Origin of the sequence: Massilia putida (assembly GCF_001941825.1) — a bacterium.
Classification (GTDB): domain Bacteria; phylum Pseudomonadota; class Gammaproteobacteria; order Burkholderiales; family Burkholderiaceae_D; genus Telluria; species Telluria putida.
Genome location: NZ_CP019038.1, coordinates 1935866 through 1949705, shown reverse-complemented (window position 1 = coordinate 1949705; position 13840 = coordinate 1935866). Strand labels below are relative to the sequence as shown.

The following is a 13840-nucleotide window of genomic DNA, read 5'->3' as shown; positions in this document are numbered from 1 at the left end:
GCGGGGAGACGCGTCCGCGGCGGCGCTGTCAACGTTGTTGCGTATAATCCCTGGTCAGCTTGTCTACCAACCACACAACAACACACATGGCTTCATCTCCAGACAATATCAGCATGGCGGTGTTCTGCGACTTCGAAAACGTCGCACTCGGCGTGCGCGATGCGAATTACGAGAAGTTCGACATCAAGCCCGTCCTCGAACGCCTGCTGCTCAAGGGCAGCATCGTGGTCAAGAAATCCTATTGCGACTGGGATCGCTACAAGGGCTTCAAGGCGACGATGCACGAAGCGAACTTCGAACTGATCGAAATCCCGCATGTGCGCCAATCGGGCAAAAATTCCGCGGACATCCGCATGGTCGTGGACGCGCTCGACCTGTGCTACACGAAGTCGCACGTGAACACGTTCGTGATCGTGTCGGGCGACTCCGACTTTTCGCCGCTCGTCTCCAAGCTGCGCGAGAATGCGAAGCGGGTGATCGGCGTGGGCGTCAAGCAGTCGACGTCCGACCTGCTCGTCGCGAACTGCGACGAATTCATCTTCTACGACGACCTGGTGCGCGAACAGCGCCGCGCCGCCGCCAAGCGCGACGAGCGCAAGGCGCAGCCGCAGCAGGGCCGCCGCCCGTCCGACGGCGACAACCGCAAGCGCGAAGAGATGGAAGCGCGCAAGCTGCAGGCGCTGGAGATGGTCGTCGAGACCTTCGACGCGCTCGTCTCGGAGCGTGGCGACACCGGCAAGATCTGGGCCTCGCTGCTGAAGGACACCCTCAAGCGCCGCCGTCCGGACTTCTCCGAAACCTATTACGGGTTCCGCACCTTCGGCAACCTGCTGGAAGAAGCGCAGACGCGCGGCCTGTTCGAATTCGGCCGCGACGAAAAATCCGGCACCTACGTCTACCGCGGTTCGAACGCCCAGGTCGAACTGCAGCCGGCCGAACCCTTGGCGGTCGAAACGGCGGGCGCGCCGGACGTCGAGCCGGTGCAGAGCGCGCCCGAAGCCGCCGACGAACTGGCGGCGGAAACCCAGGGCGAGCAGCCGACGGAAGTGCCGGCACCGGCACCGGCCCGCGAACCGCGCCGCCGCGGCGGCCGTGGACGCAAGGGCCGCGAAGGCCAGGCACCGGTCGCGTCGGAAGACACCGCGATGGCCACCTGGCCGGCGCCGACGCCGGACCTGGCCGAAGCGATCGAGCCGGTGGCCCCGGCCGTTGACGCCGTCGAAGCCGAAGCGCCCGCGGCCGCCGAGGAGGCGCCCGCGCCCGTGAAGGAACGCCGCCGCGCCGCGCGCACGCCGCGCAAGCCGGCCGCGCGCAAGGAGGCGGCACCTGCCGTGGAAGCGCCGGAGCCCGTCACGGCCGCGACGCCGGACGAGGTGGCGCAGGAAGACAGTGCCGTCGCGGCGCCGGCTGCGGCGCCGTCCGACGACAGCGCCACGACGGAAGACGAGGGCGCGAAACCGGCCCGCAAGAAGTCGAGCCGCCCGGCGCACAAGGCCCCGTCGCGCAAGCCGGCGACGCGCGCACCGCGCCGGCCCGCGAAGGCGAAGACGCCGCCGGAAAACGGCTGAACGACGACGTCCCCGCTTTCGCGGGGACGTCGTCGTTTCGCGCGCCCGCCCCGGGCACGCCTGTGCCATAATGACAAGATCCCGCGCTTTTCATGCAAAGGCCTGTCATGCGTACGCTTCCCGGACTGTTCGCCTCCCTGGTTCTTGCCGCCGCCTCGCCGGCCCAAGCCGCCGCGCCGTCGGCGTCGCATCCGCTGCTGGGCATCTGGATCCTGACCATTCCCCAGCTCGGCTGTTCCGAGACGTACCACTTCCGCGGCGACGGCACGACGCTCGTCAAAAGCGCGGAAGAAGTGTCGGAAAGCGAATTCACGGTGGCCGAGCAGCCCAGCGCCAGGGGCTTCTACAAGCTCGAAGATAAAATCGTGAAGGACAACGGCAAGCAGGATTGCTCGGGCGAGGTCATGAAGCCGGGCACGCGCGCCACCAACTACATCCGCTTCCACCCGTCCGGCGCCCGCTTCGTCATGTGCCAGAACGAGACCATGGATGCGTGCATCGGGCCGTTCGAGCGCATGCCGGGGCAGGGGATCTGAGCTTGGGTGTATATTGCCCGGTGGTCAGATAACTTTGGGTCCCCGATGTCCCCGGCTTTACTCTTCTGCATCCTCATCGCCTACTTCGCCCTGCTGCTGGGCGTCGCCTGGGCCACGTCGCGGGGCGCGAACAACGACAGCTTTTTCATCGGCAACAAGAGCAGCAACTGGATGCTCGTCGCGTTCGGCATGGTCGGCACCACGCTGTCCGGCGCCACGTTCATCAGCGTGCCGGGCGCCGTCGGGGCGGACGGCTTCGGCTATGCGCAAATCCTCATCGGCTACGTGATCGGCTACGTCGCCGTCGCCTACCTGCTGCTGCCGCTGTACTACCGCCTGCGCCTGACCTCGATCTACCACTACCTCGACGTACGCCTCGGCTTGCGCGCCTACCAGAGCGGGGCCGGGTTCTTCATCCTGTCGCGGCTGTTCGGCGCCACGGCCCGGCTGTACCTCGTCGTCGCCGTCCTGCAGACCATCATCCTCGACGGCCTCGGGGTGCCGTTCTGGCTCACGACCTTCGTCATCCTCGGCATGATCCTGCTGTACACCTACCAGGGCGGCGTGAAGACCATCGTCTGGACCGATACCCTGCAGACCACGTGCATGCTCGTGGGCCTGTTCACCTGCGTATTCTTCATGCTGGGGCAGCTCGACCTGACGATCCCGCAGGCGCTGCAGCAGATGCAGCGACAAGGCCTCGCGCGCGTGTTCACGCACGATCCCGACAGCCCCGGTTTCTGGCTCAAGCAGATCGTGGCCGGCATCTTCATCGTGCTGACGATGACGGGCATGGACCAGGAAATGATGCAGAAGACGATCTCCGTGAAGACCCTGGCCGCCTCGCAAAAGAATCTGCTGAGCCTCACGGCCGTCCTCGTCGTCGTGCTGTGCGCCTTCCTGTTCCTCGGCGGCCTCTTGTACCTGTATGCGCCGGCAGCCGGCGTCACGGCCACGGGAGATAAAATCTTCCCGGCCGTCGTCATGGGCCATCTGCCGCCGTTCGTTCAGATCATCTTCCTGATCGCGCTGATCTCGGCGCTGTTCCCCAGCGCGGACGGTGCCATCACGGCGCTGACGTCCGCGTTCTGCATCGACATCCTGGGCATCAGGCGCCGCGACGACCTGACGGAAAGCCAGCGCATGCGCCTGCGCCGCCACGTGCACCTCGCGTTCGCGCTGCTGTTCCTGGCCATGGTGCTCGTGTTCAAATGGGTGGACAATCCCAGCATGATCGTCGTCATCCTCAAGCTCGCAAGCTATACATACGGACCCTTGCTCGGTCTGTTCGCTTTCGGCATGATGACGACGCGGCTGCTCCACGACCGCTTCGTGCCGTGGGTAACCGTCGGGGCGCCGGTCCTGTGCGCGTTGCTGGAATACCACCAGCACGCGCTGCTGGGCAGCTACCGCCTCGGCCTCGAACTCCTGATCGTGAACGGCGCCCTCGTGTTCGCCGGCCTGTTCGCGATCTCGCGCCCCGCGGCGTCGCCCCTGACCGAACCTCATTTCAACTAGCCGGAGATCCGATGTCCTTCAAGCCCCTGTCTTCCCTGCGCCGCGGAATTGGTGCCTTGTGGCGCGGCCTCGACGCCACCCGCCGCTTCGTGCTGAACCTGATCTTCCTGCTCGTCCTGATCGCCATCGTGTGGGCGATGTTCGGCGGCGGGCTCAAGCCGCTGGCGCCCAAGACGGCGCTCGTGCTCGACCTCAAGGGCGAGCTCGTCGAGGAACGCGCCGGCAGCGTGCGCGATTCCGTCGTCGCCGGCCTGTCGGGCAACGGCCGCCGCCTCGTGCGTCTGCCGGACGTCCTGAAGGCGCTGGACGGCGCCGCCAAGGATGCCAACATCAGCGAGGTCCTCGTGCTGCTGGACGAGATGGCCGGCGGCGGCCTCGCGTCGGTGCGCGAGATCGGCGCGGCCGTGGAACGCGTGAAGGCGGCCGGCAAGCGGGTCGTCGTCTGGGGCGGCAATTTCGACCAGAAGCGCTACCTGATCGCCGCGCACGCCAGCGAGATCTACCTGCACCCGATGGGCATGGTGCTGATCGAAGGCTTCGGCCGTCACCGCAACTACTACCGCGACGCACTGGACAAGCTCGGCGTCACCGTCAACCTGATGAAGGTCGGCACCTATAAAAGCTTCGCGGAGCCGTTCATCGGCAACGGCCCGTCGCAGGCCGCGCAGGAGGCGGACGCCTTCCTGTATAACGGCCTCTGGACCAGCTACACGGACGAAGTGGAAAAGGCGCGCAAGCTGCCGGCGGGCGCGGTCGCGAAAGGCATCGACGAACTGCCGCAGCGCCTGGCGGCCGCCAACGGCAACGCGGCCAAGGTGGCGCTGGACTGGACGCTGATCGACGGCGTCAAGACGCGCGACGAAGTGCGCGACATGTTCATCAAGCGCGGCGCGTACGACGACCGCATCAAGAGCTTCCGCCAGGTGGGCTTTGACGACTACGTGACGCGCCATCCGGACAAGCCGTTCGGCGATGCCGTCGCCGTCGTCGTCGCGGCCGGCGACATCACGGAAGGCACGGGCGGCCCCGGCATGGTGGGCGGCATCGCGACGGCGAACCTGATCCGCAGCGTGCGCGAGGATAATTCCGTGAAGGCCGTCGTCCTGCGCATCAATTCGCCGGGCGGCAGCGCCTACGGCTCGGAACTGATCCGGCGCGAGCTGGAACTGACGCGCGCGGCCGGCAAGCCGGTCGTCGTGTCGATGGGCGACGTGGCCGCGTCGGGCGGCTACTGGATCTCGATGGCGGCCGATGAAGTCATCGCCGACCCGTCCACGGTCACCGGCTCGATCGGCGTGTTCGCCATCCTGCCGACGGCGGACAAGGTCGGGGACAAGCTCGGCATCCATACGGCCGGCGTGACGACGACGTGGCTGGCCGACGCCTACAATCCGCTGCGGCCGCTCGATCCGCGCTTCGGGCAGCTGATCCAGTCCACCATCAACCACATCTACGACGAGTTCACGACCAAGGCCGCCATCGCGCGCAAGACGACGCCCGCGAAGATCGACGAGGTGGGCCAGGGCCGCGTGTGGACGGGCGCGCAGGCCAAGGAGCGCGGCCTCGTCGACCGCCTGGGCAGCTACGGCGACGCGCTGCGCTCGGCCGCCAAGCGGGCGAACCTGGGCGACGATTTCCGCGTCACGTATGCCGAGCAGCCGACCACGCTGGCCGAGCGCCTGCTCGAGCGCATGGGCCTGTCGGACGCGCAGGCGCTGACGGTGCAGGTCAGGCTGGGTCTGTTGCCGGCCGACCTGGGCGCGGCGGCACTCGGCGGCGGCACGGCGGCGGCCATCGGCAAGGATCTGGGCTGGCTGTCCGGCGTCGCCGACCGCAGGCAACCGTTCGCGGCGGTGACGCACTGCCTGTGCGCACTGCCCTGAAACCTTTCCGGGGCGTTAAGGTTTGTAACAGCTTGTAGTCCGCCAACCATACGCCGACACACGGCGCCGCCGCCGAGAAACGGGCGTGGGATCTCCCCCACGCCCGTTTTTGTTTCGATCTTCCGGGATACGGAAGGCTTCTGCGTAAATCCATGTAAAGAGGCAAGTTTTCTCGCCTGGCGGGACGCCCGATCACCGGGCTGAGGGTTTGCTCGTCCGTACGTTACGAAACATAAGGTGGTTCTGGAGCGTGCTACATTGCCATGGAACTTTTATTGTGCTTTTGATTACCCGGCCGCCAAGGAACAGCATGGATTCGACCGTCACTCCCGACAAAAACAAGACCCCGACCCAGCCCAGGCGCTCGCGCCGCACCCGCGTCATCGGCACCATCGTTGCCGTCCTCGCGATGGTCGGCCTGGCGCTGCTTGCCTGGCATCTCGTGCACCAGGAGCCGCAGGCCGGCCCCGGCGGTGCGGGCAGGCCTGGCGCGGGCGGCCCGGGTGCCGCCGGCCGAGGCGGTCCGGGCGGCGGACGCGGCGGCGCGCCCGCCACGACGGTGGGCGTCGGCAAGGCCGAGCGGGCCGACATCCCGATCGTGCTGGACGCCCTCGGCACCGTGACCCCGGCGGCCGTGGCCACCGTCCGCCCGCAGATCGGCGGCGTGTTGCAGAAGATCCTGTTCACGGAAGGCCAGCTCGTCAAGCAGGGCCAGGTGCTGGCGACGATCGACCCGCGCTCCGCGCAGATGGCGCTGCTGCAGGCGACGGGCCAGCGCCAGCGCGACGAAGCGCAGCTGGAAACGGCCAAGGTGACGTTGGGCCGCTACCAGACGCTGCTCCAGCAGGACTCGATCGCGCGCCAGGACGTCGATACGCAGGCGGCCCTCGTCAAGCAGTTGCAGGGCGCCGTCACGACCGACAAGGCGGCCGAAGGCATCGCCCGGATCAATCTCGGCTACACGCAGGTGCGCGCGCCGATCGTCGGCCGCGTGGGCCTGCGCACGGTGGACATCGGCAACCTCGTGGCCAGCAGCGACGCCAACGGCATCGCCGTGATCACCCAGCAATCGCCGATCGACGTCGAATTCGCCATGCCGCAGGACCACCTGCCCACGATCCAGCAGCGCATCAACGAGAACGCGACCCTGCCCGCGACGGCGCTGGACCGCACCCGCACGCGCGAGCTGGCGCAGGGCCGCTTCATGGCGCTGGACAACCAGGTCGACACGCAGACCGGCACCGTCAAGGCCAAGGCGCGCTTCGGCAACGAGGGCTCCAAACTGTTCCCCAACCAGTTCGTAAACGTCCGCCTGCAGATCGACGTCATCAAGAATGCGATCACGGTGCCCGTGACGGCGCTGCGCCACGGCGCGAACGGCGACTACGTCTACGTGCTGAATCCGCAGACCCGCACGGTGGCGCTGACGGGCGTGAAGCGCGGCGAGGAAAACGCCGAGCGCGTCGAGATCACGAGCGGCCTGACAGGCGGTGAAACCGTCATCACCGAAGGCGCCGACCGCCTCAAGGATGGCGCCAAGGTGATCCTGCCGGGCGATCATCCGGGACGCGGGCAGGGCGGGCAGGCCGGACAGGGCGGGCAGGCCGGTGCGGCGGGCGCCAAGCCGGGCCAGGCCGGGCAGGACGGCGCGCAGCGTCAGCACCGCCGCCGCCAGCAGGAAGGGGCGGCGCAATGACGTCGTCAGTATCCGGCGGAAAAAGGAACGTCATTCCCGCGAAAGCGGGAATCCCTGCTGAGCTGCAGAATTCTGTACGTCAAAGAGGCCATAAGTCTTTCAATGGACCGACGTCGGCGCTTCAGTACGGGTTCCCGCTTTCACGGGAACGACGGCTTTTGTCTGTGAAAGCCTCATTGCACAGGCTGGACCCTGGCCTGCACGGGGGCGACGGCCTGAGCGGAGACGCCCCATGAGCCCATCCGCCCCCTTCATCCGCCGCCCCGTCGCCACGTCGCTGCTGATGCTGGCGATCGTGCTGGCGGGCCTCGTCGGCTATAAATTCCTGCCGCTGTCGGCGCTGCCGCAGGTCGATTTCCCGACGATCCAGGTGCAGACGCTGTACCCGGGCGCGAGCCCGGAAGTGATGGCGCGCACCGTGACGGCGCCGCTGGAACGCCAGTTCGGCCAGATGGCGGGCCTGGCGCGCATGAGTTCCAACAGCGCGGCCGGCGTCTCCGTGATCACCCTGCAGTTCACGCTCGGCCAGACGCTCGACGTGGCCGAGCAGGAAGTGCAGGCCGCGATCAACGCGGGCGGCTCGCTGCTCCCGACCGACCTGCCGGCGCCGCCGGTCTACGCGAAGGTCAACCCGGCCGACGCGCCCGTGCTGACGCTCGCCATCACGTCCGACTCGATGCCGCTGACGGAGGTGCAGAACCTCGTCAACACGCGCCTCGCGCTGAAGATCAGCCAGGTGACGGGCGTCGGCCTCGTCACCTTGCAGGGCGGCCAGCGCCCGGCCGTGCGCATCCAGGCGAATACCGAGGCGCTCGCGGCCAACGGCCTCGGTCTGGACACGCTGCGCACCGCGATCACGAACGCGAACGCCAACAGCGCCAAGGGCAGCTTCGACGGTCCGCTGCGCGCGTACACGATCAACGCCAACGACCAGCTGGTGACGGTGCCCGACTACACGAACCTGATCGTCTCCTACCGCAACGGCGCGCCCGTGCGCCTGGGCGACGTGGCGAAGGTCGTCGACAGCGCGGAAAACGTCAAGCTGGGCGCGTGGGCCAACATGAAGCCGGCGATCATCCTGAACGTGCAGCGCCAGCCGGGCGCCAACGTGATCGCCACCGTGGACGCCATCAAGCAGCGCCTGCCCGAGCTGCAGGCCAGCCTGCCGGAGAGCGTCCACATGGACGTGCTGTCGGACCGCACAAACGGCATCCGCGCCTCCGTCGAACACGTGCAGATCGAGCTGGTGCTGGCCGTGGTGCTGGTCGTGCTCGTGATCTTCGCCTTCCTGCACAGCCTGCGCGCCACCGTCATCGCCAGCCTCGCGGTGCCGATCTCCCTCGTCGGCACGTTCGGCGTGATGTATTTGCTGGGCTACAGCCTGAACAACCTGTCGCTGATGGCGCTGACCATCGCGACCGGCTTCGTGGTCGACGACGCCATCGTCATGATCGAGAACATCTCGCGCTACATCGAGGAAGGCGAACCGCCGATGGAGGCCGCGCTGAAGGGCGCCACGCAGATCGGCTTCACCATCATCTCACTGACGGTGTCGCTGATCGCCGTCCTGATTCCGCTGCTGTTCATGGGCGACGTCGTGGGCCGGCTGTTCCGCGAATTCGCGGTGTCGCTGGCGATCACGATCCTGATCTCGGCCGTCGTCTCGTTGACGCTCGTGCCGATGATGTCGGGGCGCTGGCTCAAGCAGCACGACAAGGCACATGAGACGCCATTCGCGCGCAAGTTCCAGTCGCTGTTCGACTGGACCGTCGGCCACTACGACCGCGGCCTGAACTGGGTGCTGGAACGCCAAGGCCTCACGCTGCTGGTCGCGTTGGGCACGCTGGTGCTCACCGCGCTGATGTGGGTGTTCATCCCGAAAAGCCTGTTCCCCACGCAGGACACGGGCCAGCTGCAGGCGCGCGTGGAAGCGCGCCAGGCGATTTCGTACACGGCGATGGCCGACATGCAGCAGGCCGCCGCGCGCGAGATCCTCGCGGACCCCGACGTCGAATCGCTCGCGTCGACGGTCGGCGTGGATGCCGCCAACAACACGATGCTCCACACGGGCACCATGCTGATCAACCTGAAAGCCAGGCACGACGACCAGCAGGACATCATGAACCGCCTGCGTGCGCGCGTCGCGCGGAACGTGGCCGGCGTCACCTTGTACCTGCAGCCGACGCAGGATCTCACCATCGATGCCGAGACGGGACCGACGCAATACCGCCTGTCGATCGAAGGCGCGGACACGAAGACGGTGACGGACTGGGCGAAGAAGATGGTCGACGCGATGGCGCGCCGCAAGGAGCTGGCGAACGTCGTCACGGACGCCGGCGCCACCGGCGCGGCCGCCTACGTCAACATCGACCGCGACAGCGCGTCGCGCCTGTCGGTGACGGCATCGAACGTCGACGACGCCTTGTACAGCGCGTTCGGCCAGCGCATCGTGTCGACCATCTTCACGGAGACGAACCAGTACCGCGTGATCCTGGAAGCGCAGCAGGACGAGTCGATGTCGCTCGACGCGCTGCAAAACCTGCAGCTGCGCACGGGTTCCGGCTCGCCCACGCCGCTGTCCGCCATCGCGTCCGTCACGGAGCAGGCCGCGCCGCTGCAGATCACGCACGTGGCGCAATACCCGGCGACGACGATCGGCTTCGACACGGCGCCCGGCATCAAGCTCGGCACCGCCGTCGCCGCCATCAAGGACGTCGCCAGGGAGATCAACCTGCCGGGCGCCGTCAGCATGACCTTCCTCGGCGCGTCGGGCGCTTACCAGGCGTCGCTGTCGAACCAGCTGTGGCTGATTTTGGCGGCGGTCGTCTGCGTGTACATCGTGCTGGGCGTGCTGTACGAGAGCTACATCCACCCGCTGACGATCCTCTCGACCTTGCCGTCGGCCGGCGTGGGCGCGCTGCTGGCGCTGGGCGTGACGGGGCAGGGCCTCGGCGTCATCGGCATCATCGGCATCATCCTCCTGATCGGCATCGTGAAGAAGAACGCGATCATGATGATCGACTTCGCCATCGAGGCCGAGCGGGACGAGGGCAAGGACCCGAGAACGGCGATCCACCAGGCCGCGATGCTGCGCTTCCGCCCGATCATCATGACGACGCTGGCCGCGCTGTTCGCCGCCATCCCGCTGATGTTCGGCTGGGGCGAGGGCGCCGAGCTGCGCCGGCCGCTGGGCCTCGCCATCTTCGGCGGCCTGATCGTCAGCCAGCTGCTCACGCTGTTCACGACGCCCGTCATCTACCTCGCGTTCGACCGCCTCGCGCGGCGCTGGGGCGGCGAGGAACACGCGAAGCCGCGCACGGCGCCGAAACCCGGCGGAGTCGAGGCATGAGCCTGTCGCAACCGTTCATCAGGCGGCCCATCGCGACGGTGCTGCTCACCATCGGCATCGCGCTGGCGGGCATCGGCGCGTTCTTCGTGCTGCCGGTGTCGCCGCTGCCGCAGGTCGACTTCCCGACGATCTCCGTGTCCGCCAACCTGCCGGGCGGGAGTCCGGACACGATGGCGACGTCGGTGGCGACGCCGCTGGAACGGCGGCTCGCGGTCATCGCGGGCGTGAACGAGATCACATCCAGCAGCGGCAACGGCTCCACCCGCATCAACCTGCAGTTCGACCTGACGCGCCAGATCGATTCCGCCGCGCGCGAAGTGCAGGCCGCGATCAACGCGTCGCGCGCGGACCTGCCCGCGACCCTGCGCAGCAACCCGACCTACCGCAAGGCCAATCCGGCCGACGCGCCCGTGATCATCCTGGCGCTGACGTCGAAGACGCGCAGCCCCGGCCAGATCTACGACGAGGTGTCGAACGTCGTGCAGCAAAAGCTCGCGCAGGTGAAGGGCGTGGGCGACGTGGAGCTCGGCGGCGGTTCGCTGCCGGCCGTGCGCGTCGACCTGAATCCCTACCAATTGAATCGATACGGCCTGTCGACCGAGGACGTGCGCGCCGCGATCCAGGCCACGAACGCCAACCGGCCCAAGGGCGCGCTGGAAGGCCAGGGCATGCGCCTGCAGATCTATTCGCAGGCGAACACGCCGACCAATGGCCGCACGGCGGCCGACTACAAGGGCCTCGTCGTCGCGTGGCGCAACGGTTCCGCGATCCGCCTGCAGGACGTGGCCGACGTCACCGACGGCGTCGAGGACATCCACACGCTGGGCCTGTTCAACGGCCAGCCCGCCGTGATCGTCCTGATCACCAGCCAGCCGGGCGCCAACGTCATCGAGACCGTGGACGGCGTGCGCGCGCTGCTGCCGCAGCTGCAGGCGCAGTTGCCGCAGGACGTGAGCATGCAGGTGGCGTCGGACCGCACCAATTCCATTCGCGCCTCGCTGCGCGAGATCGAGTTGACGCTCGCGATCTCGATCCTGCTCGTGGTGCTCGTGGTGAGCCTGTTCCTGCGCAGCGCCCGCGCCACCGTCGTGCCGGCCGTCGCCACCGTCGTCTCGCTGCTGGGCACCTTCGGCGTGATGTACCTGCTGGGCTTCTCGCTCAACAACCTGTCGCTGATGGCGCTCACGGTGGCCACCGGCTTCGTCGTCGACGACGCCATCGTCGTGCTGGAAAACACGAGCCGCCACGTCGAGCAGGGCATGGACCGCATGAAGGCGGCCCTGCTGGGCGCGCAGGAAGTGGGTTTCACGGTGCTGTCCATCAGCCTGTCGCTCGTGGCCGTGTTCATCCCGCTGCTGTTCATGGGCGGGCAGGTCGGACGGCTGTTCCGCGAATTCGCCGTCACCTTGTCGGCCGCCGTGATGATCTCGCTCGTGATCTCGCTGACGACGACGCCGATGCTGTGCGCCATGCTGCTGAAGCCCGGCCAGAAGCTGCACGAGCGCGTGGAACGCAAGCAGGGCCGCCTCGCGCGCTGGGCCGAGCGCGGGTTCAACGGCGTGTTGCGATCGTACGAGCACGCGCTCGACTGGGCGCTGGACATGAAGCCGCTCGTCATGCTGATCCTCGTGTTCGTCGTCGGCCTGAACGTATTCCTGTTTTCCGCCGCGCCGAAAGGCTTCTTTCCGCAGCAGGACACGGGCCAGGTCAACGGCGGCATGCGCGCGGACCAGAGCATCTCGTTCCAGGCCATGCAGGGCAAGCTGCGCCAGCTGGTGAACATCATCAAGAGCGATCCGGCCGTGGACACGGTCGTCGGTTTCACGGGCGGCTCGCGCGCGGGCGGCGGCTTCATGTTCATGAACCTGAAGCCCGCGAGCGAGCGCGCCAAGGGCGAGAGCGGCCAGGCCGTGATCGCGCGGCTGCGGCCCAAGCTCGCCCGCGTGACGGGCGTGCAGTTGTTCCTGAATCCCGTGCAGGACCTGCGCATGGGCGGGCGCCAGTCCAACTCGACGTACCAGTACACGCTCAAGAGCGACAACCGCGCCGACCTCAAGATGTGGGCGACCAGGCTGGCCGACGCGATGAAGGGGCAGAAGGCGCTCACCGACGTCGACACCGACCAGGCGGACAACGGCGTCGAAACCTACGTCGACATCGACAAGCAGACGGCGTCGCGCCTGGGCATCAGTGCGAAGGACGTCGACAACGCGTTGTACGACGCCTTCGGCCAGCGCCAGGTCGCCAATATCTACGACGAGTTGAACCAGTACCACGTGATCATGGGCGTCGCGCAGAAGTATGCGCGCTCGCCGGCGGCGCTGGACGATGTCTACGTGCCGGCGAAGAATGCGAACGGGTCCACGACCACCACGGCCACCGCCAAGGCCACGTCCGGTACGAGCACGACGTCGACCAGCGGCACGCCGGCCGCGCCCGCGAACCTGACCGCCGCGCGCGACCCGTCCAGCGGCTCGGCGCTGTCCGGGAATCCCACGACGATGGTGCCGCTGTCGGCCATCGCCCATTTCGCCGAACGCGCGACGCCCAGCTCCGTCAACCACCAGGACGGCGAGCTGGCGACAACGATCTCGTTCAACCTCGCGCAGGGCTATTCGCTGTCGGATGCGCAGCGGGCCGTGATGCAGGCCGAAGCCGACATCGGCATGCCGACCAATGTGCGCGGCAGCTTCCAGGGCCAGGCCAAGCAGGCGCAGGAATCGAACCAGCAGCAGCCGCTCCTGATCCTCGCGGCCATCGTCGTCATCTACATCGTGCTGGGCATTTTGTACGAAAGCCTCGTGCACCCGGTCACCGTGCTGTCGACGTTGCCGTCCGCCGGCGTGGGCGCGGTGCTGGCGCTGCTGCTGTTCCACATGGAATTCTCCATCATCGCGCTGATCGGCGTGTTCCTCCTGATCGGCATCGTGAAAAAGAACGCGATCCTGATCATCGACTTCGCGCTGGAGGCGGAGCGTGCGCGCGGGCTGTCGGCCACAGAAGCCGTGCGCGAAGCATGCCTGCTGCGCTTCCGCCCGATCCTGATGACGACGCTGGCGGCCGCGCTGGGCGCGCTGCCGCTGGCGATCGGCTTCGGCGAGGGCTCCGAGCTGCGCCAGCCGCTGGGCATCGCCATCATCGGCGGCCTGATCGCCAGCCAGCTCCTGACCTTGCTGACGACGCCCGTCGTCTACGTCTACCTCGACAAGCTCCGCCGCCGCAACGCCGACGAGCATCACCTGGTCCGCCATCCGCTGGAGGACCAGCCATCGACTTCCCGGACATGAACC

General features: G+C 67.6%; 7 protein-coding genes. All 7 read left to right on the top strand.

The window, feature by feature from the left end:
* The first annotated feature begins 86 nt into the window (after nt 1-86).
* The 7 genes from BVG12_RS10895 (at nt 87) to BVG12_RS10865 (ending at nt 13837) form a co-directional block, all read left to right on the top strand.
* Nucleotides 87-1568 carry an NYN domain-containing protein gene (locus BVG12_RS10895; protein WP_075792402.1) on the top strand — a complete coding sequence of 494 codons (1482 nt, stop codon included), beginning with the start codon at nt 87-89 and terminating at the stop codon, nt 1566-1568.
* Nucleotides 1569-1675: 107 nt separating this feature from the next.
* Nucleotides 1676-2104, top strand: coding sequence for a hypothetical protein (locus tag BVG12_RS10890; RefSeq protein WP_229503857.1), 429 nt, complete (start codon nt 1676-1678; stop codon nt 2102-2104).
* Between the two features lie 45 nt (nt 2105-2149).
* Nucleotides 2150-3622 carry a sodium:solute symporter gene (locus tag BVG12_RS10885; protein WP_075792400.1) on the top strand — a complete coding sequence of 491 codons (1473 nt, stop codon included), beginning with the start codon at nt 2150-2152 and terminating at the stop codon, nt 3620-3622.
* An 11-nt stretch (nt 3623-3633) separates the two neighbouring features.
* Nucleotides 3634-5505: a signal peptide peptidase SppA gene (sppA, locus tag BVG12_RS10880; protein ID WP_075792399.1), complete on the top strand. Its 1872-nt coding sequence runs from the start codon at nt 3634-3636 to the stop codon at nt 5503-5505.
* Between the two features lie 310 nt (nt 5506-5815).
* Nucleotides 5816-7201 carry an efflux RND transporter periplasmic adaptor subunit gene (locus tag BVG12_RS10875; RefSeq protein ID WP_075792398.1) on the top strand — a complete coding sequence of 462 codons (1386 nt, stop codon included), beginning with the start codon at nt 5816-5818 and terminating at the stop codon, nt 7199-7201.
* A 232-nt stretch (nt 7202-7433) separates the two neighbouring features.
* The gene (locus BVG12_RS10870) at nt 7434-10550 is read left to right on the top strand and encodes an efflux RND transporter permease subunit (RefSeq protein ID WP_075792397.1); all 3117 of its coding nucleotides are present in this window, start codon (nt 7434-7436) and stop codon (nt 10548-10550) included.
* Nucleotides 10547-13837 (top strand): efflux RND transporter permease subunit, encoded by a 3291-nt coding sequence (locus BVG12_RS10865; protein WP_075792396.1) that lies wholly within the window; start codon nt 10547-10549, stop codon nt 13835-13837. Before BVG12_RS10870 ends, BVG12_RS10865 begins: the two co-directional genes overlap by 4 nt.
* The last annotated feature ends 3 nt before the right edge of the window (nt 13838-13840 follow it).